Genomic DNA, 20,835 nt, shown 5'->3' on the forward strand with positions numbered 1-20,835 from the left:
ATCTGTCACGGCGCGGGAGCTTCGGGCAATCCCCAGTCCCCCCTCTCGCGCCAGATGGTAGTGACTGTCATGTTGTTGCGCCGCAACATGGAGCGTTCGCTGGCCACGATCTCGCCCAGGCGCATGCGGCCACGCGCCTCGAAGAAGCTGGTGGCGACCGACAGGTTCTGTCCCTCGAATTTCTGCGGCAGGCCCAGCGCGTTGGAGGCATCGGCCAGGCTGCGCAGCGGGCGCGATGCGCGCAGCTGCACCAGCTGGCTGGCCTGGGACCAGGTCAGGTCCTCCACGCTGGCCCAGATGACTTCGGCGCTGGCGGTGTTGAGGTTGACGGGCGTGTTCTCGGGCAGCAGGGTGATGTAGGGCTCCAGGCGCGAGACGACCTCGGGCGGCAATCCCAGCCAGCCGAACTGGCTCAGCGTGCGCGGCATCAGGAACTGCGCGCCCTCGCCGGCGGTGGCCGCTGCGCGCAGGGCCTGGACGATCTGGGCGGCATAGGCAGGGGGCAGGTTCAGGCGTTCCAGCAGGCGTGCCAGCGGGCGCAGGGTTTCGGGCTTGTCGGGCGCGCCCAGCAGGTTGCGCAGGTTCAGGCGCGACTGCAGGTCGATGATCTGGCCTGAGAGAAAGGCGTCCTGCATGTCGGCCATGCCGTCATCGACCTGGCTGACGTTGTTCTGCGCCGCCAGGAAGGTGGACAGGCGCGCCTCCTGCAGCGGCACGGCCCAGGGTTCGGCCAGGTGGTCCACCTGCAGGCTGGTGCGCGCATCCTCGGCCAGCACCACGCGCGACCAGTCCAGCGCACCCAGCAAAATCCAGGCGGCCTGCATGCGGTTGCGCTCGGCGGTCTCGACCTCCACGCTGCGCCACTGCTGCCACAGCGCGGTGGCGGCAAAGGTGGCGACCAGCGTGACCGTGAGCATGGCGGCCAGCAGGGCCACGCCGCGATGGCGGCGGCGGACGGGCAGGGTGCGGGGTGCGCGCATCATGATCGGCTGTTGGATCGCAGGGGGTTGACCCAGTCCATGGTGACGCGGCCGGGGACGGCGCTGTCGGGCGGCAGGGTCAGTTCGACGCGTATGCCGTCAGGAATCGTGGGCAGCTGTGCGCTGCTGTTGGTGCCGCCGGATGGTGGATTGGGCGTGCCCGTGCCGTTGTCCGAGCCGCTGGACTGCGGGTTGCTCCAGGCGTTGTCGCGGTAGTAGTACAGGCGCCACTGGTCCAGGGGCAGCAGCACGGTTTCGCGGCGGCGCTGGTCGTCCGAAGGATTGCGTCCCCATTGCGCCCCCTGGTTCCAGGCCTCGCGCCACTGGGCGCGCGTGCGCAGCGGTGGCGACTGCCAGCGCAGCCACTGGTCGCGTCCGGCTGTCTGGCGGCGGGCCCAGGCCACGACCACGGCGCCATCGTCCACGGCGGCACTGCTCTTGCGGGTCATGCGCAGCACCTGGCCATCCCAGTCGATGACCTGGGCGTGCTCCAGCGGCATCAGTGCTTCGAGGTCGGCATTCCACTGGGCGATCACGGTCTGCAGCACGATCTGCTGCTCGTTGCGCGCGCGAATGGTCTCCTGCGAGCGCACCATGCTGTCCAGTCCGCGCCAGCTCACCAGGGCCAGCAGGGCCATGACGGCGATGGCCACCATCAGCTCCACCAGGGTGAAGCCTTGCGTGCGGGAGAAAGGGCGCAAACGCATCTAGAAGCGGCCCACGATGGTCGATACCCGCAGCACCGGATGCTCGGCCGTGACGACCAGGGCATCCACGCGGCGGAAGCTGGGGTTGGGCGTGGGGCGCACGCTGAGCTGGACCTGCAGCTGCCGGCTGCCCTGCTCGCAAGTGAAGCTGTTGTCGCCCACGGGCGGCATCTGGCGCGACAGGCGCAGGCGCACCAGTTCGTTTTGCGCGCACAGCTGGGCCAGCAGCACCTCGGACTGGCGCTCGGCATTGCGAGTCAGGGCCGATGTGGCCTGCAGGCCTGCCATCAGGGCAATGCCCACGATGCCCAGGGCCACCAGGACCTCGATCAGCGTGAAGCCGTGCGGCAGGCGCCTTGGCGCGCCGTGCCTGCGGCGTGGTCCGTGGATGCCTGTCATGGCAGGGATTGCACGGCAAAGGGCCGCAGTCCATCCGTGGCCACGCGCAGCGGCGGGCTGTTGGAGTCGCGCAGCGTCAGCGTGACGGACTGGGGGGGAATCAGTGGCTCGGGGCCGAGGATCAGCGGCGTCGCCGGCTGTGCCTGCACCCCGGGCTGCAGCCATTGCGAAGGCAATTGCGCGCTGGCCGGCAGGCCCTCGAAGCGAAAGCCCTGCGGCATGGGCCGCCAGCGCACGGGCACGCCGTTGGCTCGTGCCTGTGCGCGGGCCGATTCCAGCAGTGCGGCCAAGCGCTCGGCCTCGCGTTCCAGCTGGGCCTGCCCGCTGTCGCGCAGAGACAGGCTTGCGCCGGCAGCGGCAATCGCCATGATGCTGATGACCACCAGCAGTTCCAGCAGGGTGAAGCCGCGCGAAGGAGTGGTCAGGGTGGGCGCAACCGTCTGGTGGGGCATGAGAGCAGGCAGGCCCGCCGGGAGTGCGGGCCTGTGGTGCGGTGCAGCGCGGCGCTTGCGGGCCATCGCCCGGGCCATCGACTTACTGCCAGCTGCCGATGTCGGCATCCTTGCCCTCTCCGCCGGCCTGGCCGTCGGCACCGAAGGACATGATGTCGATGGGGCCCTTGATGCCCGGATTCAGGTACTGGTACGGGCGGCCCCAGGGATCGTTGGGCAGCTTTTCCAGATAGGGCTTCCAGTTGTTGGGCAGCGGTCCGCTCGTGGGACGGATGATCAGCGCCTGCAGGCCCTGCTCGGCCGTGGGATAGCGCTGGTTGTCGAGGCGGTAGAGCTTGAGCGCCTGGGAGATGTTGGTGATGTCGGTGCGTGCAGCCGTGACGCGGGCATCGTCGGCGCGGTCCAGCACGTTGGGCACGATCAGGGCCGCCAGCACGCCGATGATGACCAGGACCACCATCAGCTCGATCAGCGTGAAGCCGCGCTGGACGGCGGTGCGCAGGGCAGGCAGCGGACGGCGGGGAAGGCTGGTCATGGAACGGTGCAGCAAATTGGACATATCGCTCCATCATAATCGCGCGATGGTGACACTTTCATTGAACCGGGGCCAGGCCCGGACCTGGCACGTCAAGGCGGCCACATTCGTGCTCTGGCTGCTGGCGGCCGGCATCGTGGCTTTCTGGGCCATGCGCCTGGGCAATGGCGGCGCGGGGGCGCCCGTGCCACCGGCTCCCCCCGAGGCACTGCAGGTCGATGCGCCCGCGCTGGCGCAGGCCCTGGGGGGCGTGGCCGCTGCTCAGGGTGTTGCTGTGCCCGTTGCGGCGCCTGTGGTCTCGCGCTATGCGCTGGTGGGTGTGCTGGCCGGTCGCGACAGCGGCGGCGGCGCGGCGGTCATCGCCGTGGGCAACCAGCCGGCCAAGCCGTTTCGCGTGGGGCGTGCCGTGGAAGAGGGCGTGGTGCTGCAGTCGGTTTCGGGCCGCGAGGCGCGCCTGGGCCCCAGCGTCGATGGCCCCGCCTCCATCACGCTGCAGCTGTCCCTGCCCGACAAGCGCTGAGTCCGGTCAGTGCGGCGGCTGCAGTTCCAATACCAGCCAGCCGCCAAAGTCAGGCGCCGGCAGCGTCCACTGGGCCGCCTGAGGCAGGGCGTTGCCTTCACGCATCAGCCATTGCACGCAGCGCGCCACGCCGGCATGGGTGATCCAGACGATGTCGCGCCCGGCGCCGTCGTCCTTCGAGTACATCCTTGCCTGCTGCAAGGCCTCGTCCACCCTGCGCAGCATGGCGGCCAGGGACTCTCCCCGGCCCGGCGCGTGCCCGGCAAGGTCTGCCGCCCAGGCATCGATGGCGCTGCGGTCCAGCGCATCCCATGGCTGGCCTTCCCACTCGCCGAAGTCCATCTCCAGCAGGCGGCTGTCCGCCGCCGATGCCAGGCCGGGCCGCAGTGCCTGCAGGGCCTGTGCCAATTGATGGCATCGGCGCAGTGGCGAATGCGCCAGCAGACAATCCGCAGGCAGGGCGAGGTGCAGGGCCTGCGCTGCATCGGCCGTGGCCTGGGCGTCGGCCTCCATGTCGAGCCGGCCATAGCAGGTGCCGGGCTCCACCAGGGGGCGGGCATGGCGTACCAGCCAAAGGCGCGGCGTTGGGAGAGCGTTCATTGCATGCGCATCAGCACAGCGGCGGCGCCCAGCAGCATGGCCAGTTCACAGACCTGCTGGGCGGCGCCCAGGCAATCGCCCGTCATGCCGCCCAGGCGACGGCGCAGCCAGCGCACCATGGCGGCCGTGACCATGGCGCCGGGCAGGACCAGGCCGATGACGAGCGGCAGGCCCGCCAGCCACGCCGGCAGCGCCAGGGCGGGCAGGCACCAGAGGATTGCCGCGACCAGGCCCCTGGCAGCCAATGGCCGACCCGCGGCGTACAAGGCCTTGGAGTGGGCGGCCTGGCCCACATAGGGAAGGCATTGCATGAGGGCCAGCGGCGCCATGCGCGACAGCACATGGATGCTGCACAGCAGCAAGGCCGCCCATTGCACGTGGATGTCGACCAGCAGCGCGACCAGGGATAGCTTGGCCAGCAGTGCCATCACCAGGGCCATGGCGCCGTAGGCTCCCAGGCGCGAATCCTTCATGATTTCCAGCGCGCGCTCGGGCGGGACAAAGCCGCCCAGGCCGTCGGCCACATCGGCCAATCCGTCTTCATGCAGTCCCCCGGTCAGCCACAGCGTGGCCACGGTGGAGAGAACGGCAGCCACCAGAGGCATCCAGGGGCTGGGTGCCAGCAGCCAGCCTGCGGCCAGCAGCCACGCCGCGCCCCAGGCGCCGACCAGCCAGCCCACGCCCGGCAGATGGGCCACGCTGGCGTGCTGCATTGCCGGACTCCAGCCGGCCCAGGCCGCAAGCCGCCCGGTGACCGGAATGCGGCTGAAGAACTGCAGGGCCAGCAGGAAATGGCGTATGGGCTGCATGTCTGGACAGCCGAGGCGGGGCCTACTTCAGGAAGAGCTGGTAGGCAGGGTTGCCGGTCTCCTCGACCCAGGGGTAGCCCAGATTGCTCAGGAAGGCGTCGAATTTCTTGCCATCCTTGGCAGGCACCTGCATGCCGACCAGGATGCGGCCGTAGTCGGCGCCCTGGTTGCGGTAGTGGAACAGCGAGATGTTCCAGGTCGGCGCCATCAGGCTGAGGAACTTGAACAGTGCGCCGGGGCGCTCGGGGAAGACGAAGCGCAGCAGGCGCTCCTCCTGGGCCAGCGGCGAATGGCCGCCGACCATGTGGCGCAGATGCTCCTTGGCCATGTCGTCGAAGGTCAGGTCCAGCGCCTCGAAGCCCTGCTTCTCGAAGTTCCTGGCGATCTTCTCGGACTCGCCGCGCGCTGCCGTGGTCAGGCCCACGAAGACATGGGCCTTGTTCTCGTGGCTGATGCGGTAGTTGAACTCGGTCACGTTGCGCGGGCCGCCAGGCAGCTTGCCCACGACTTCGCAAAAGCGCTTGAAGCTGCCGCGTTCCTCGGGGATGGTCACGGCAAAAAGCGCCTCGCGCTCCTCGCCCACCTCGGCACGCTCGGCCACGAAGCGCAGCCGGTCGAAGTTCATGTTGGCGCCGCACAGGATGGCGGCATAGGTCTCGCCCCTGGTCTTGTTCTTCGCGACGTACTGCTTGATCGCCGCCACGGCCAGGGCGCCGGACGGCTCGACGATGGAGCGCGTGTCCACGAAGATGTCCTTGATCGCGGCGCAGACGGCATCGGTATCGACCACCACGTAGTCGTCCACCAGGCCCTGGGCGATGCGGAAGGTCTCCTCGCCCACCAGCTTGACGGCCGTGCCGTCGGCGAACAGGCCCACATCGGCCAGCTCCACGCGGTGGCCGGCGCGCACGGACTGCAGCATGGCGTCCGAATCCTTGGTGTGCACGCCGATCACCTTCACGTCGGGGCGCACGGCCTTGATGTAGTTGGCCACGCCCGAGATCAGGCCGCCGCCGCCGATGGCGACAAATACGGCATCCAGGCGCGGGCTGCCCAGCTTTTGCAGCTGGCTCAGCATTTCCATGGCAATCGTGCCCTGGCCGGCGATCACATAGGGATCGTCGAAGGGGTGCACAAAGGTCAGGCCCTTTTCCTTTTGCAGCCTGACGGCGTGCTTGTAGGCGTCGGAATAGCTTTCCCCGGCCAGTTCCACCTCGCCGCCCAGCGCCTGTACCGCATCGATCTTGACCTGCGGCGTGGTGGTGGGCATCACGATCACGGCGCGGCAACCGAGCTTGCGTGCGCCCAGCGCCACGCCTTGCGCATGGTTGCCGGCCGAGGCGCAGATCACGCCCTTTTCCAGCTGCTCGGCGGACAGGTGTGCCATCTTGTTGTAGGCGCCTCGCAGCTTGAAACTGAACACTGGCTGCTGGTCCTCGCGCTTGAGCAGCACCTTGTTGTGCAGGCGGCGGCTCAGCGCCTTGGCGGGCTCCAGGTCCGACTCCACGGCCACGTCGTACACGCGCGCGGTAAGGATCTTGGTCAGGTAGTCGGCAGGGGTCAGGGGGTGGTTCATCGTCGGCGAAAGGCTGGAGAGCAGCAGGCCGGGAGGCGGCCCGTCGGTGTCAGGCGGCCATCATAGGCGCTTGTGACTCATGCTGCAGTGCAGCGTCCAGGCTGGGCCAGGGACGACAAAGGCAAAAAAAAGCCCCAGGCTGTAAAGCCGGGGGCTGAATCCACCAATAGAGGAGGTGGAGGAGACAACTGGTGCGATGCAGGGTGAAGTTGGTTCACAATCTGCAGTCCATCTGGAGGGGTGTCCGGGTTAACCCTTCAGATAACGCTTGGGTGCATTGTATGCACGGCAGGTGCTGCGTTGCAACAAAATCAGGGTTTTTGTGTAGTTGATGCAAAATAGCAACAGTTTTTTGAGGACGCAACAATGGAATGCACAGTGAGTTGGACAGGCGGCACGACCGGCATGCGCTCGGGCATGGGCTTCGTGGCGGAAACGGGCAGCGGCCATGTGGTCAATATGGACGGGGCGCCGGATGCGGCCAATCCTGCCAATGGAGGCCAGAACCAGGCACCCCGCCCCATGGAAATGCTGCTGGCAGGCGCAGGCGGCTGCACGGCCTACGACGTGGTGCTGATCCTCAAGCGCGGCAGGCACGCGGTCAAAGGCTGCAGCGTCAAGCTCACTTCGGAGCGCGCGGACACCGACCCCAAGGTGTTCACCAAGATCCACATGCAGTTCACCGTCAGCGGCACCGGCCTGCCAGCGGGCGCGGTGGAGCGGGCCATTGCCATGAGCCACGACAAATACTGCTCGGCCACCATCATGCTGGGCAAGACGGCCGAGATCACCACGGGGTTCGACATCGTCGAGGCCTGATGCGTCTGGGGGCTTGGGTCCGTGCCTCGGCAGGGACTCGCCAAGAATGAAGAAAGCGGGCCGGGCCCGCTTCTTTTTTGGCTGGATGCAGCTCCCGTCGTTTCAGAAGCTTCGGATCTCAGATGCGGTGAGCGGTCGTCGTCATGACCTTGGCGGCCAGGCGCATCAAGGCGCGGGCGGGGGGCGGCAATTCCAGGGCACCGGCTTCGCGCGCAGCGGCGGCATGGCGTTCCTCGTCATCCTTCATGCGGGCCACCACGGCCAGCGAAGGGCGGTCCTCCTCGGGCAGACGGGCCAGATGGGATTCCAGGTGGGCGGAAACCTGCTCCTCGGTCTCCACCACGAAGCCCAGGCTGGCGGCGTCACTGATCTTGGCGGCCACCACGCCGATGGCGAATGCCCCAGCAAACCACAGCGGGTTCAGCAGGCTGGGCCGGTCGCCCAGGGCGTTGAGCCGGTCGCGGGTCCATGCCAGGTGGTCGGTCTCCTCGCGCGCCGCCTCCAGCAGGTGCTCGCGCAGCACCATGTCGCGCGTCACCATGGCCTGGGCGTTGTACAGCGCCTGGGCGCAGACCTCTCCGACATGATTGACGCGCATCAAGGCGCCCGACAGTCGGCGCTGTGCCTCGGTCAGCTCACCCTCCGCGATGCCGGTGGCGGGCGAGCGCTCGGCCGCGGAAGGCTGTGCAAACAGGGTGCGAAGCGCCGCATCGGCGGCAGTCAGTATCTTGTCCATGGGCGGTCCCTAGAGCGGAAAATCTTGGCAAATTCAGGGTCTGAACGGTACACCAGGACGACATGCCCTCTCTTTGTGCAAGCGCAACAAGGCCGGCGCGATGTTCGGGTTGTGCCTGATTGTGTTGGTCTGCAGGTTTGTTGCGGCAGTGCAACGAAAAACGGGGGTTCAAGCCCGTTTGTGGGTGAATTTCTTTGCATGGGCAGCGGCGGTCTGGTGCAATAGGCCCTAACTTCCCCACCAGGAGGTTGGCGCGGGAAACCGGTGGAGCCTCAGGCCAAGCCTCTCTTCCTCACGACCGGCGCCCTTCTAAACCTTGGAGTAACTCGTAATGAAAAAATCTCTGATTGCCCTGGCAGTGCTGGCTGCTTCCGGCGCCGCAATGGCTCAATCCTCCGTGACCCTGTTCGGTATCGTGGACACCAACGTTGCCTACGTGAACAAGGACGCAGCTGGCGACAGCCGTTATGGTCTGGGCACCAGCGGCGCTTCCACGAGCCGTCTGGGCCTGCGCGGCACGGAAGACCTGGGTGGTGGTCTGAAGGCTGGCTTCTGGCTGGAAGGCGAAATCTTCGGTGACGATGGCAACGCCAGCGGCTTCAACTTCAAGCGTCGTTCCACCGTGAGCCTGTCGGGCAACTTCGGTGAAGTGCGCCTGGGCCGTGACCAAGTTCCGACCTTCCAAAAGCTGACCTCCTACGACCTGTTCAGCGCCACCGGTATCGGCCAGTTCATGGGCTTCCGTAACTGGGCTGCTGGCCAAGGCGCCGACGACAACGGCATCCGCGCTAACAACCTGATCTCGTACTACACCCCCAACTTCGGCGGTTTCAACGCCGGCTTTGGCTACGCTTTCGACGAAAAGCAAACCATCGGTACTGCTGACAGCGTCGGCCGTTACATCGGCGGTTACGTTGCATACGACAACGGCCCCCTGAGCGCCAGCCTGGGCGTTGCCCAGCAAAAGACTGCCGTTGGCGGCCTGGCTACCGACCGTGACGAAATCACCCTGGGTGCTTCGTACAACTTCGGCGTTGCCAAGCTGAGCGGCCTGCTGCAACAGACCAAGTTCAAGCGCGACATCGGCGGCGACATCAAGACCAACTCCTACATGCTGGGCGCTTCGGCTCCCGTGGGCGGCGTGGGCGAAGTCAAGCTGCAGTACGCTCTGTACGACCAGAAGGCCATCGACTCCAAGGCTCACCAGATCACTCTGGGCTACGTGCACAACCTGTCCAAGCGCACCTCTCTGTACGGCAACCTGGCATTCCTGAAGAACAAGGATGCTTCGACCCTGGGCCTGCAAGCCAAGGGCGTGTACGCTGGTGGCGTGCAAGCTGGCGAAAGCCAGACTGGCGTGCAAGTCGGTATCCGCCACGCTTTCTAATGAACGGCTGGCGTAAGCCAGTTGCCATTTGAAGCAAAAAAGAGCCAGTCTTCGGACTGGCTCTTTTGTTTTGTGCTAGGGAAAGACCTGTGTTGTGCTTGTGCCAACGGTGACGAGGCGGGAAAAGCGTTTCTAGAATGAAATTTCCACCAACCAATCGTTAACAAGAGAGAGACAACACAATGAATTCTTCATTCGTGAAAAAGAGCGTGGCACTGGCGGTGTTGGCAGCAACGGCACCCTTGGCAGCATTCGCCCAGCAAAGCAGCGTACAGCTGTACGGCATCGTCGATGCCGGCGTGCGCCACACCACCAATGAAGGCCCGACCAAGAGCGGCAAGACCCAGATGATCGGCGGCGGCATGTCGCAAAGCCGCTGGGGCATCAACATCACCGAGGACCTGGGCGGCGGTCTGGCAGCCATTGCCAACCTGGAAGCCCGTTTCCTCACCGACACCGGCGAGCAGGCTGCGGCAAGCTACTTCCAGCAATCCTGGGTGGGCCTGCGCAGCAAGAGCTTCGGCCAGATCACCCTGGGTCGCCAGTACAACATGCTGTTCGATCTGGTGACGTCCACCTATGCCTCCTTCCCGTATTCGCCGTACATGGAGGCCTACAAGCCTGAAATCGGCATGTCCATGGGCGCGCGCGCCAGCAACATGGTCAAGTACCTGGCCGAGTTCGGCCCCGTGCGCGGCGCATTGCAGTATTCGTTCGACGAGAACAACACCTTCGACAAGGTCGGCACTGGCGTGGTGCCCGGTGGCGCCATCAAGACGGCTGGCGGCTATCTGCGCTACTCGCAAAGCGGCATTTCCGCAGGCGCCGGCTACCTGGGCACGACGCTGCCGGCCGGCACCAAGGTCGATGCCTATACCCTGGGCGGCTCCTACCGCGTGGGTCCCTGGTACGTCAACCTGGGCTACGGCCTGAACAAGCGCAAGGACGCATTCCCGGCGGCAACCGCAGGCGGTGGATTCGACCAGGCCATCCTCAACTCCTTCTGGACGGGTTCGTCCAACGGCGGCTTCGTGGCCGGCGACGCCAACAAGCGCCAGATGTACAAGATGGGCTTCGGCTACCAGATCACGCCCCAGATCAATGTGGGCGCGCATTACTACCATGCCAAGCAGTCGGGCTCGGGCACGGGCAATTTCAATGGCAAGGCAGACTTCCTGGTGGCGGTGCTCGACTACGCCTTCTCCAAGCGTACGGATGCCTATGTGGCCCTGGACCACACCAAGACCAGTGGCGGCTCGGGCGTGATGCTCGACGCCAATGGCGCCACCAAGCGCACGGGCTTCACCGTCGGCCTGCGCCATCGCTTCTGAGCGCGCGGCGTTTGCGCAACGGATGGCCTCCTTCGGGAGGCCTTTTTGTTTCCTGTCGAAGGGCTGACGGTGGGCGGGCGCGATTTCCTGCGTTAAGGTAATGCGCAGGCCAATGAAGCGAAAGAACCAAGGCGATGGAAGCCACTCGATACAAGGCAGGCGGTCGGGTCTTTGCCCAGATCGCCCAGTACCACCCCGAGCTGACGGCGCTGCGCCGCGAGCTGCATGCGCATCCTGAGCTGGGGTTCGAGGAGCGCTTCACGGCTGCGCGCGTCAAGGAGGCCTTGCGGCAATGCGGCGTGGACGAGATCCACGAAGGCCTGGGCACCACGGGCCTGGTGGCCGTGATCCGTGGCCAGGGGCATAGCTCGGGAGCGATGGTGGGCCTGCGTGCCGACATGGATGCACTGCCCATGGTCGAGCACAACGAATTTCCCTGGAAATCGGGCAAGCAGGGGCTGATGCACGGCTGCGGGCATGATGGCCATACGGCCATGCTGGTGGGCGCCGCCCGCTACCTGGCTGCGACACGGCGTTTCGACGGCTCGGCCGTGCTGGTCTTTCAGCCTGCCGAGGAAGGGCGCGGCGGCGCGCGGGCCATGATTGCCGATGGTCTTTTCGACCGCTTTCCCATGCAGTCCGTGTACGCCATGCACAACTGGCCCGCCATGCGCGCCGGCACCGTCGGTATCAACATGGGCGCGATGATGGCGGCGGCCGACCGCATCACCATCGAGATCACGGGGCGCGGCGGCCACGGCGCCCATCCCTACCAGACGGTGGACGTGGTGCTGGCGGCCGCGCACATCACCACGGCGGTGCAGAGCATCGTCTCGCGCAATGTGCGCGCCATCGACAGCGCCGTCATCAGCCTGTGCGCCGTGCAGGCCGGGGACCTGGGCGCCTTCAGCGTGATGCCGGGCACGGCAACGCTGGTGGGAACCGTGCGGACCTTCGATCCCGCCGTGCAAGACCGTGTCGAGCAGCGCCTGCAGGAGTTGTGCAGCGCGGTGGCGCTGGGGCTGGGTGCCACGGCCAAGGTCAACTACGAGCGCATCTATCCCGCCACCATCAACTCCCCCACGGAGGCCGCCTTTGCGGCCGACGTGGCCCAGGCGCTGGTGGGCGTGGAGAACCTGGACCGGCAGCTGGAGCCCAGCATGGGCGCGGAGGATTTTTCCTTCATGCTGCAGCACAAACCCGGCGCCTACCTGCGCCTGGGGCAATCCACGGGCGCCCAGCCCGGGGTGCCGCTGCACAGCAGCCGGTATGACTTCAACGACGAGGTGCTGCCGCTGGGCGCTGCCCTGCACGCCAGCTTGATCGAGCAGGCCATGCCGCTGCCTTCGCAGGACGTATAGCGCAGGCGGAGCCGGTCAGCGGGGCTGTCCCTCGGTCGCAAGAAGGTGGGCCTTTACCGTTTCCAGGATCTCGTCGGACAAGGCTGGATTGGCGGCGACCGTGGCACGTGCCAGGACCAGGGCGCCCACCATGCTGCTGAGCATGGCCATGGCCTGGGCGCGCTGTGCGGCATCGGGTGCCTGATCGTCGCCAAGTGTGCCGATCACGCGCGCAAACCTGCCGATGTTGCGTTCCACCCCTTCGGCGAACACCGCTGAAAGATCACCACCTGCCCGAGCCACGTCCACGGCCAGCGCCGCAGCGGGGCAGCCCTCGCCGGGGCTGTCGCGGTGCTGCGGCGACAGATAGGACTGCACGCGCGCGGCAAGGCTGCCGGCCTGTTCACCCTGCAGGCCGTCCAGCGGCGCGATGGACCAGTCGAAGGCGCGTGCGCAGGCTTCGCGCACCAGCGCGTCCTTGGATTCGAAGTGGCGATAGAGCCCGCCGTGGGTGAGTCCCGCGCCGCGCGTCACCTCGGCCACGCCGACGCCGTCCAGCCCGTGCTCGCGGTACAGCCGCGCAGCGGCTTCGAGGATGTCCTGCCGGTTCTGCGCGGCCTGGGCTTTCGTGACTTTCATGTGCACTGTCCAATGATTATGGTTGTCATCAAAATGCGTTTATGATGACGGCCATCATCATAAGTCCGTGCCTGCAGGCAATGCTCACCATCTGCGGCAGGGGCTGTGCACTCTACAGGGAAGAACCGATGAACGCCTCTTCAATCCCGAGCAGCCTGTGCCCCGTGCGCGCTGCAGTCTCTGCATGGTCCATCAGGGAGCGTTCATGAGCACGGGTCCTCTCGCACGCCGCGTGGTCATCACGGGCATGGGCATGGTTTCGCCGCTGGGGCGGGGCACTGAACTGGCCTGGCGCCGGCTGCTGTCCGGCGCATCGGGCCTGAGCCGGCTGCCCGAGGATCTGGCGCCCGATGTGCCGGGCCAGGTGGCAGGCCAGGTGCCCGACCTGGCCCGCGACCCGGAAGGCGGCTGGGACATCGATGCCGTGGTCTCGCCCAAGGACCAGCGCAAGATGGACCGCTTCATCCCGCTGGCGCTGGACGCTTCGGACCAGGCGCTGGCCCAGGCCGGCTGGCAGCCGGCCAGCGAGGACGAGCGCACGCGCACGGCCTGCATCATTGGCTCGGGCATCGGCGGCTTTGGCGCCATTGCCCAGGCCGTGCGCACCACGGACAGCCGGGGGGTGTCGCGCCTGTCGCCATTCACCGTGCCGTCTTTCCTGGTCAATCTCGCGGCCGGGCATGTGTCGATACGCCATGGGCTCAAGGGCCCGCTGGGTGCGCCGGTCACTGCCTGCGCAGCCAGCGTGCAGGCCCTGGGCGACGGCCTGCGCATGATCCGTTCGGGCGAGGCCGACGTGGCGCTGTGCGGCGGCACCGAGGCAGCCATCGACCGCGTGAGCCTGGGCGCATTCGCGGCGGCCAAGGCCCTTTCCACGGGATACAACGACAGGCCCGAGGAGGCCTCGCGCCCCTTCGACACAGGCCGCGACGGCTTTGTCATGGGCGAGGGCGCGGGCGCCCTGGTGCTGGAGGGGCTGGACCACGCCCTGGCGCGCGGCGCCGTGCCGCTGGCCGAAGTGGTGGGCTACGGCACCAGTGCCGATGCCTATCACATCACCTCGGGCCCGGAAGATGGCGACGGCGCGCGCCGCAGCATGGCGCAGGCGCTGGCCATGGCCGGGCTGTCGCCGGATCAGCTGCAGTACCTCAATGCCCACGCCACCTCCACGCCCGTGGGCGACCGCGGCGAGCTGGCGGCCATGCGCTCCCTGTTTGGCGAGGGCAGCGGCGTGGCGATCAGCTCCACCAAGTCGGCCACGGGCCATCTGCTGGGCGCGGCGGGCGCGGTGGCGGCCATCTTCACGGTGCTGGCGCTGCGCGACCAGATGGCGCCGGCCACGCGCAATCTCCTGGAGCCTGATCCCCTGGCCCAGGGGCTGGACCTGATCGCCGGCGCGGCAAGGCCCTGGGCCATGGAGCATGCCCTGGTCAACGGTTTCGGCTTTGGTGGCGTCAACGCCTCGCTGGTGCTCAGGCGCTGGCAGGGCTGAACGAGGCGGGTGGGCCTGGGGGCCGGTGCTACGTGTAGCGCTTGGCCCGCAGGTTGTTCTTCATCTGCTCCAGCGCAGGCTGCAGGGCCGGGCCGATGCGCAGCGCCACGCAGGTGGCCAGCACGTCAATGACCAGCAGGTGCAGCAGGCGCGACACCATGGGGCTGTAGCGGTCGTAGCCCTCGGGATGGTCGGCGGCCAGATGGATGTGGCAGGCCGAGGCCAGGGGCGAGCCGCTGGCGGTGATGGCAATCGTGGTGGCGCCGTTCTTGCGCGCGATGTCGGCCGCGTCCATCAGGTCGCGCGTGCGGCCCGAGTTGGAGATGATCACCGCGCAGTCGCCGGGCCCCAGCAGGGTGGCGCTCATCACCTGCATGTGGCCGTCGCTGGTGGCCAGGCTGGTCACGCCCAGGCGAAAGAACTTGTGCTGTGCATCCTGCGCCACGATGCCCGAATTGCCTGCGCCGTAGAACTCGATGCGCCGCCCCGTCTGCCAGGTCGAGGCGATGGCCTGCGCCGCCTGCTCTATGGCCGTGGTGCTGGCGGCATTGCGGTATTGCAGGAAGGCGGCCACGGCGTTGTCCACCACCTTGACCATCACGTCGCTGGTCTTGTCGTCGGTGTCCACGCTGCGGTGGATGAAGGGCACGCCCTCGCTGACGCTGCCGGCCAGCTTGAGCTTGAAGTCGGCCAGGCCGTCGTAGCCCATGCTGCGGCAAAAGCGCACCACCGTCGGCTTGCTGACGTGGGCACGCTCGGCCAGTTCGCGCACCGGCTGCCGTGCGAAGGCCCGTGGATCGGCCAGCACCAGGCGGGCCACGCGTTGTTCGGCGGGAGCAAGCGAGGGCAGCGAGGCGGTGATGCGGTCCAGCATTAGGCGGTGGGCGTTGTTCTATGGGTAAAGGGAAGCGGTTGCCGCAAGGCAGGTCCAGCGCGCATTTTGCATGAGCGGCAGCCTTCGCTTACTTTCCTGACGCCAATGCAAACCATGCGCGCGCATACACTCGGAGGATTTGCCGGTACAACCGCACCGCCCTGGTGCGATGCCGCCCCTCGCCAGGCTCCCGCCCAAAGGATGTTCCATGAACCAGCTTGATGCGCTTCGACAGTACACGACCGTGGTGGCCGATACCGGCGACTTCCACCAACTGGCCCAGTTCCAGCCGCGGGATGCGACCACCAATCCCTCGCTCATCCTCAAGGCGGTGCAAAAGCCCGAGTACGCACCGCTGATGCGTGCCACCGTGGCCCAGTACAAGGGCCGCAGCCTCGACGAGGTCATGGACCGCATGCTGGTGCGCTTTGGCTGCGAGATCCTGAACACCATTCCGGGCCGTGTCTCCACCGAAGTCGATGCGCGCCTGTCCTTCAATACCTCGGCCACCGTGGCACGTGCCGAGCGCCTGATCGAGCTGTACCAGGCCGAAGGCGTGCACATCGACCGCGTGCTCATCAAGATCGCCTCCACCTGGGAAGGCATCGAGGCGGCGCGCCAGCTGGAGCTGCGCGGCATCCACACCAACCTCACCCTGCTGTTCTCGTTCTCCCAGGCCGTGGCCTGCGGCCAGGCCAAGGTGCAGCTGATCTCGCCCTTCGTGGGCCGCATCTACGACTGGTACAAGAAGCAGGCCGGCGCCCAGTGGGACGAGGCCGCCATGGCCGGCGCCAACGATCCCGGCGTGCGCTCCGTGCGCGCCATCTACGAGCACTACAAGCACTTCGGCATCGCCACCGAGGTCATGGGCGCGAGCTTTCGCAACACGGGCCAGATCGTGGCGCTGGCGGGCTGCGACCTGCTGACCATCGCCCCCGAACTGCTGGCCCAGCTGGGCGCCAGCGATGCGCCACTGGCGCGCGCCCTGGACCCCGAGGCCGCGCGGACCCTGGCCCTCGATCCCGTGCACTACGACGAAGCCGGTTTCCGCCTGGCCCTCAACGAGGACGCCATGGCCACCGAGAAGCTGGCCGAAGGCATACGCGCCTTCGCTGCCGACACCCGCAAGCTCGAAGCATTGATGCAGCAGGCCGCAGACTGATTGGATGAAGATCTTGCCCGTTTTGTGCAACACCTTGCCGGCCTGGTCGGCACTTGAACGCCATTTCAACGAAGACATCCGGTCCCTGGATCTGCGCCAGGCCTTTGCCGCGGACGCGGGCCGGCTGGACGCGCTGAGCCAGCAGGCCCCGCATGTCTTCGCCGACCTGTCCAAGAACCTCTGGACCGAAGCCACCGAGACGCTGCTGCGCGAGCTGGCGCAGCAGGCCGGCGTGCTGGCCCAGCGCAACGCCATGCTGGCCGGCGAGCCCGTCAACTGCACCGAGGGCCGCGCCGTCATGCACTGGCTGCTGCGCATGCCGCGCGACGGCGGCCAGCTGCGTCACTGCGCCACCGTGCAGCAGTGGCAGCCGGCCATGCACGAGGCGCTGGCCCAGGTGCACGAGACGCTGGACGCCATGCTGGCCCTGGCCGAGCAGGTGCGTGGCGACAAGGGCATCACCGACATCGTGAACATCGGCATCGGCGGCTCGCACCTGGGCCCCGAAGTGGTGGTCAATGCGCTGGAGGACTGGGTCGATGCGGGCAAGAATTTCCATTTCGTCTCCAACGTCGATGGCCATGAGCTCGGCCATGTGCTGCGCCGCGTGCGCCCGCACAGCACGCTGTTCCTGATCGCCTCCAAATCCTTCACCACGGCCGAGACCATGCTCAACGCGCACTCGGCGCGCCGGTGGTTCCTGGAGCAAGGCGGCAGCGAGGACCCGCAGGCCGCGTGCTCCATCGACCGGCACTTCGTGGCGCTCACCACCAATGTGCAGGCCGCAGCCGACTTCGGCATCCGCCGCACGCTGGGATTCTGGGACTGGGTGGGCGGGCGTTTTTCGCTGTGGTCGGCCATCGGCCTGCCGGTGGCCATCGCCATCGGCGCGGCGCAGTTCCGTGCGCTGCTGGGTGGCGCCCATGCCATGGACGCGCATTTCTTTTCCTCCGGCGTGGAGGGCAACCTGCCGCTGCGCCTGGGCCTGCTGGACGTCTGGTACCGCGATTTCTGCGGCTTCTCCAGCCGCTGCATTGCCCCCTACAGCCATGGCCTGCGGCGGCTGACCGCCTATCTGCAGCAGCTGGAGATGGAGAGCAACGGCAAGGGCGTGACGCGCGACGGGCAGACACTGCCCGTGCGCACGGCGCCCGTGATATGGGGCGAGCCCGGCACCAATGGCCAGCATGCCTTCTTCCAGATGCTGCACCAGGGCCAGGACGTGATTCCCGTGGAATTCATCGCGCTGCGCGACGGCGGCAAATACCTGGGCGCCCATCACCAGAGCCTGGTCGTCAACGCCATTGCCCAGGCCCAGGCCCTGATGGAGGGGCGCCACGGCGAGGGTGCGGAGCGCCATTGCGCGGGCAACCGGCCCAGCAGCTTCCTGCTGCTGCAGCAGCTCGATCCGGCATCGCTGGGCGCCCTGATCGCACTGTACGAGCACCGTGTCTTCTCGGCCGGTGCGGTCTGGGGCATCAACAGCTTCGACCAATGGGGCGTGGAGCTGGGCAAGCACCTGGCGCGCCAGCTGCATGCGCGCCAGGACAGCGGCGACTGGCAGGGCGTCGATGCCTCGACGCAGGGCCTCATGCACCGGCTTGCGGCAGGGTCGGCCGGCTGACCGGGCGCTGCGGGCCTGTGGCCCCCGCGGCGCACCAGCAGGGTGCCGGGTCATGTGGGTGGAGCATGACCTTCTTCCATTTCATCGTTATGCACAGGCGCCTGATTGCTCGATAGTTGATGCAATCGCCTTGACGGCGGCCCTGCTTGCATGCAGCCAGTGACGGCGGCTCGGCAGGGTGGAGGCGCAGCGCGCCTTCGGACCTGCAACAACTATCCAAGGAGACCCTCGATGCGATTCGTACTGGCCCATGTGGCGATGGCATGTGTGGTGGCGGCAACTGGCGCTGCCCATGCACAGGAAGCGGCCGGCACGCTGGACAAGATCCAGAGCACAGGCAAGGTGGTGATGGGCGTGCGCGAAAGCTCGGCGCCCATGGCCTATGCCTTCGGCACCACGCAGAAGTACGTGGGCTACCACGTGGAGCTGTGCGAGAAGGTGCTGGCCCAGATCGTGCCCAAGGCCAAGATCGAGTACATGGCCCTGACCTCGCAGAACACCATGCCCCTGGTGCAGAACGGCACCGTGGACATCGGCTGCGGCCCGACCACGAACAACCTCGCGCGCCAAAAGCAGGTGGCCTTTGCCGTGACCACCTACGTGAGCCAGGTGCGCATGGCCGTGCGCGCCGACTCGGGCATTACCTCCTTCAAGCAGCTCGACGGCAAGCCCGTGGCGGCCTCGGCCGGCACGACCGCCGTGCAGCTGCTGCGCAAGTACGGGCGCGACAATGGCGTGAACCTGCCCACCTCGCTGGGCAAGGACCATTTCGAGAGCTTTCTGATGCTCGAATCGGGCCGTGCCGATGCCTTCGTGCTGGACGACAACCTGCTGGCCGGCGTCATCGCCAACTCCAAGAGCCCTGCAGGCTTCAAGATCGTGGGCGAGGTGCTGGGCTCCGAACCCATCGCCATCCTGTTTCGCCGCGACGATCCCGCCTTCAAGAAGGCCGTGGACGATGTGCTGGTCGGCATGATGGCCTCGGGCGAAGTGGCGAAGATCTACGACAAGTGGTTCGTGCAGCCCATTCCGCCCAAGAATGCCCCGCTGAACCTGCCCATGAGCGACATGCTCAAACAGCTGCTGCAAAAGCCCAACGACAAGCCGCTGGAGTCCTACGCGCAGCAGTGACCACGGGCCCGGACCCGGTCATCGCGACCGGGACAGTTCGGCCACCGCCTGTGCCAGTGCCGCAATGCCTGCATCGATCTGATCGGTGGCAATGGAGGACAGGCGCAGCCGGAAAAAGGGGCAGGGCTGGCGCGGCGTCGCAAAGAACGCGCTGCCTGCCTCGATCAGCACGCCGTGGCGGCGCGCCACGGCGGCCAGCGCATCGGCATCCAGCCACGCCGGCGCCTGCACCCACAGCGATGCGCCGCCCTGGGGCTGGCGGAAGATGAAATCCGGCAGGTGTGCGCGCAGCGAGCGGTCCACCTGCGCCACGCGTTCCAGCATGGCCTGGTTCACGCGGCGCGCATGGGCTTCATGGTGGCCCAGCGACAGGAACAGCGCATAGGCGTGCTGCAGAAAGGCGCTGGGGTGGCGCACCATGGCATGGCGCAGCACGCGCAACTCGTCGATCAGCGCGCGCGGCGCGACGATGTAGCCCAGCCGCAGCGCGGGCGACAGGCTCTTGGACAGCGACCCCACATAGATCACGCGCCCGCCCTTGTCCAGGCTCTTGAGCGCGGGCATGGGCCTGCCCTGGTAGAGGTTCTCGGCCTCGTAGTCGTCCTCGATGATCACGAAATCGCCCTGCTCGGCGCGGCGCAGCAGTTGCTCGCGCCGCTGCAGGCTCAGCGTCACGGTGGTGGGGCTCTGGTGCGAGGGCGTGACGAACAGGTAGTCCAGCGGCGGCAGGCCATCGACCACCACGCCTTCCTCGTCCACGGCCACGGGTACCCAGTGCGGGCGGCGCAGCGAAAAGGTGTTGCGCGCATGCGGGTGGCCTGGCTCCTCGAAGCCCAGGCGCTGCGAGGGGTCCAGCAGCGCGTCGGCCAGCAGGTAGAAGGCCTGCTGCGCGCCCACGGTGACCAGGATCTCTTCCTTGAGCGCGAACACGCCGCGCCGGGGCAGCAGGCGCAGGCGGATCTGCTCGATCAGGTCGGGCACGTCGTCGGTCTCGAAGTCCGGCGTCCAGTGCGGCAACTGGGCGCGCGCCAGGCTGCGCGTGCAGCATTCCCGGAAGCCTTCGGTGGGAAACAGCGCGGGATCGTGCATGCCGTATACGAAGGGGTAGGGGTACTCGCGCCACTGCAGCGGCTTGGACAGCGTATGCCTGTCCGTCAGCGAGCGCAGCACGCGTGCAGACCAGTCCGGTGCGGGCTCCCCGGGACTTGTCGCAGGCAGGGCCAGGGCGCCGTCCACACCAGCCAGGCGCGAATCCCGGGCCACGAACACGCCGCTGCGCGGGCGGGCTTCCAGAAAGCCTTCATCCACGAGCTGCTCGTAGACCGTGGTCACGGTATTGCGCGACACCTCCAGCAGGCGCGACAGCTCGCGCGAGGGCGGCATGGCCGCGCCGGGCGGCAGGCGGCCTTCGAGGATGGGCTGGACCAGGGCCAGGCGCAGGCGGTCCTTCAGGGGAAGGCCGGGCTGCTCGGGCAGCGCGAACAGGCGGGCCCACTGGTGGCGTGGGTCTGTGGCGGAAGGGGTGCTCATGGCGCAACGGAGGCAATCGGGGGGCGTTCTTGGCGCGGCCGGGCAGAGGGCGCGCGGTCGGCGCCATGTTGCGGTGCGGGTGCGGGCAAGTAAAGGTTTGGGCCGGCCGACGCGGGTAAACACCGGGCCTCTGGCTCCTACGTTTGGACGGCTGTGGCCCCCGCGGCCCGCGCCCTTGTTGCGTATTCTGGA

General features: G+C 67.2%; 21 protein-coding genes. 9 read left to right on the top strand and 12 right to left on the bottom strand.

Features of this window, described 5'->3' with window-relative positions; genetic code table 11:
• Nucleotides 1-5: 5 nt before the first annotated feature.
• From gspK to gspG, 5 genes are all read right to left on the bottom strand, one after another.
• Nucleotides 6-983 carry a type II secretion system minor pseudopilin GspK gene (gspK, locus tag DTS01S_RS02780; RefSeq protein ID WP_016450870.1) on the bottom strand — a complete coding sequence of 326 codons (978 nt, stop codon included), beginning with the start codon at nt 981-983 and terminating at the stop codon, nt 6-8.
• A complete protein-coding gene (locus DTS01S_RS02785; protein WP_017404589.1) occupies nt 980-1,687 on the bottom strand; it encodes a prepilin-type N-terminal cleavage/methylation domain-containing protein in 708 nt (235 codons plus the stop codon). Before DTS01S_RS02785 ends, gspK begins: the two co-directional genes overlap by 4 nt.
• On the bottom strand, nt 1,688-2,086 hold the full coding sequence (gene gspI / locus DTS01S_RS02790) for a type II secretion system minor pseudopilin GspI (protein WP_016448731.1): 399 nt from the start codon (nt 2,084-2,086) through the stop codon (nt 1,688-1,690).
• Nucleotides 2,083-2,538 (bottom strand): GspH/FimT family pseudopilin, encoded by a 456-nt coding sequence (locus DTS01S_RS02795; RefSeq protein ID WP_016450872.1) that lies wholly within the window; start codon nt 2,536-2,538, stop codon nt 2,083-2,085. The genes gspI and DTS01S_RS02795 overlap by 4 nt, the downstream gene beginning before the upstream one ends.
• 82 nt (nt 2,539-2,620) lie before the next feature.
• Nucleotides 2,621-3,097 carry a type II secretion system major pseudopilin GspG gene (gene gspG / locus DTS01S_RS02800; protein ID WP_016448729.1) on the bottom strand — a complete coding sequence of 159 codons (477 nt, stop codon included), beginning with the start codon at nt 3,095-3,097 and terminating at the stop codon, nt 2,621-2,623.
• 22 nt (nt 3,098-3,119) lie between these two features.
• On the opposite strand from gspG, the gene DTS01S_RS02805 reads away from it, so the two are divergent.
• Entirely contained in the window at nt 3,120-3,593 is a 474-nt protein-coding gene (locus tag DTS01S_RS02805) for a type II secretion system protein N (protein WP_016448728.1), read from the top strand.
• Nucleotides 3,594-3,599: 6 nt separating this feature from the next.
• Here the strand turns inward: DTS01S_RS02805 and DTS01S_RS02810 are convergent, their stop codons facing one another.
• Genes DTS01S_RS02810 through ilvA form a run of 3 tightly spaced genes read right to left on the bottom strand, consistent with a single transcriptional unit; the run spans nt 3,600 to nt 6,578 of the window.
• Nucleotides 3,600-4,193: a histidine phosphatase family protein gene (locus DTS01S_RS02810; protein ID WP_026062177.1), complete on the bottom strand. Its 594-nt coding sequence runs from the start codon at nt 4,191-4,193 to the stop codon at nt 3,600-3,602.
• Nucleotides 4,190-5,002, bottom strand: coding sequence for an adenosylcobinamide-GDP ribazoletransferase (locus DTS01S_RS02815; protein ID WP_017404586.1), 813 nt, complete (start codon nt 5,000-5,002; stop codon nt 4,190-4,192). The genes DTS01S_RS02810 and DTS01S_RS02815 overlap by 4 nt, the downstream gene beginning before the upstream one ends.
• A gap of 22 nt (nt 5,003-5,024) precedes the next feature.
• The gene (gene ilvA, locus DTS01S_RS02820) at nt 5,025-6,578 is read right to left on the bottom strand and encodes a threonine ammonia-lyase, biosynthetic (protein ID WP_017404585.1); all 1,554 of its coding nucleotides are present in this window, start codon (nt 6,576-6,578) and stop codon (nt 5,025-5,027) included.
• Nucleotides 6,579-6,944: 366 nt separating this feature from the next.
• Between ilvA and DTS01S_RS02825 the strand changes: the two genes are divergently transcribed.
• A complete protein-coding gene (locus tag DTS01S_RS02825; protein ID WP_016448724.1) occupies nt 6,945-7,397 on the top strand; it encodes an OsmC family protein in 453 nt (150 codons plus the stop codon).
• A gap of 118 nt (nt 7,398-7,515) precedes the next feature.
• Here DTS01S_RS02825 and coq7 read toward each other — a convergent pair whose 3' ends face one another.
• Entirely contained in the window at nt 7,516-8,133 is a 618-nt protein-coding gene (gene coq7, locus DTS01S_RS02830; protein WP_017404583.1) for a 2-polyprenyl-3-methyl-6-methoxy-1,4-benzoquinone monooxygenase, read from the bottom strand.
• Between the two features lie 331 nt (nt 8,134-8,464).
• Between coq7 and DTS01S_RS02835 the strand changes: the two genes are divergently transcribed.
• The 3 genes from DTS01S_RS02835 to DTS01S_RS02845 all read left to right on the top strand — a co-directional run bounded on the left by DTS01S_RS02835 (nt 8,465) and on the right by DTS01S_RS02845 (nt 12,212).
• Nucleotides 8,465-9,520, top strand: coding sequence for a porin (locus DTS01S_RS02835; RefSeq protein WP_016448722.1), 1,056 nt, complete (start codon nt 8,465-8,467; stop codon nt 9,518-9,520).
• A 182-nt stretch (nt 9,521-9,702) separates the two neighbouring features.
• Nucleotides 9,703-10,851 carry a porin gene (locus tag DTS01S_RS02840; RefSeq protein WP_016448721.1) on the top strand — a complete coding sequence of 383 codons (1,149 nt, stop codon included), beginning with the start codon at nt 9,703-9,705 and terminating at the stop codon, nt 10,849-10,851.
• A 134-nt stretch (nt 10,852-10,985) separates the two neighbouring features.
• Complete coding sequence (locus DTS01S_RS02845) at nt 10,986-12,212, top strand: M20 aminoacylase family protein (RefSeq protein ID WP_017404582.1); 1,227 nt, start codon at nt 10,986-10,988, stop codon at nt 12,210-12,212.
• A gap of 15 nt (nt 12,213-12,227) precedes the next feature.
• Here DTS01S_RS02845 and DTS01S_RS02850 read toward each other — a convergent pair whose 3' ends face one another.
• The gene (locus DTS01S_RS02850; protein WP_046240742.1) at nt 12,228-12,830 is read right to left on the bottom strand and encodes a TetR/AcrR family transcriptional regulator; all 603 of its coding nucleotides are present in this window, start codon (nt 12,828-12,830) and stop codon (nt 12,228-12,230) included.
• A gap of 205 nt (nt 12,831-13,035) precedes the next feature.
• Here DTS01S_RS02850 and fabF point away from each other — a divergent pair, with 205 nt between their 5' ends.
• Entirely contained in the window at nt 13,036-14,322 is a 1,287-nt protein-coding gene (gene fabF, locus DTS01S_RS02855) for a beta-ketoacyl-ACP synthase II (RefSeq protein WP_061287311.1), read from the top strand.
• A gap of 28 nt (nt 14,323-14,350) precedes the next feature.
• Here fabF and DTS01S_RS02860 read toward each other — a convergent pair whose 3' ends face one another.
• Nucleotides 14,351-15,196, bottom strand: a complete 846-nt coding sequence (locus DTS01S_RS02860) for a MurR/RpiR family transcriptional regulator (RefSeq protein WP_016448717.1) — start codon at nt 15,194-15,196, stop codon at nt 14,351-14,353.
• 208 nt (nt 15,197-15,404) lie between these two features.
• Here DTS01S_RS02860 and tal point away from each other — a divergent pair, with 208 nt between their 5' ends.
• The 3 genes from tal (at nt 15,405) to DTS01S_RS02875 (ending at nt 19,113) form a co-directional block, all read left to right on the top strand.
• Complete coding sequence (gene tal / locus DTS01S_RS02865; protein ID WP_017406088.1) at nt 15,405-16,358, top strand: transaldolase; 954 nt, start codon at nt 15,405-15,407, stop codon at nt 16,356-16,358.
• A gap of 4 nt (nt 16,359-16,362) precedes the next feature.
• Nucleotides 16,363-17,982: a glucose-6-phosphate isomerase gene (pgi, locus tag DTS01S_RS02870; RefSeq protein WP_017406087.1), complete on the top strand. Its 1,620-nt coding sequence runs from the start codon at nt 16,363-16,365 to the stop codon at nt 17,980-17,982.
• Nucleotides 17,983-18,213: 231 nt separating this feature from the next.
• Complete coding sequence (locus DTS01S_RS02875; RefSeq protein ID WP_061287312.1) at nt 18,214-19,113, top strand: transporter substrate-binding domain-containing protein; 900 nt, start codon at nt 18,214-18,216, stop codon at nt 19,111-19,113.
• Between the two features lie 18 nt (nt 19,114-19,131).
• Here the strand turns inward: DTS01S_RS02875 and pdxR are convergent, their stop codons facing one another.
• On the bottom strand, nt 19,132-20,643 hold the full coding sequence (gene pdxR / locus DTS01S_RS02880) for a MocR-like pyridoxine biosynthesis transcription factor PdxR (protein WP_061287313.1): 1,512 nt from the start codon (nt 20,641-20,643) through the stop codon (nt 19,132-19,134).
• Between the last annotated feature and the right edge of the window lie 192 nt (nt 20,644-20,835).

The sequence above is a fragment of the Delftia tsuruhatensis NBRC 16741 genome (genome assembly GCF_001571325.1).
In the GTDB taxonomy this organism is placed as follows: domain Bacteria; phylum Pseudomonadota; class Gammaproteobacteria; order Burkholderiales; family Burkholderiaceae_C; genus Comamonas; species Comamonas tsuruhatensis.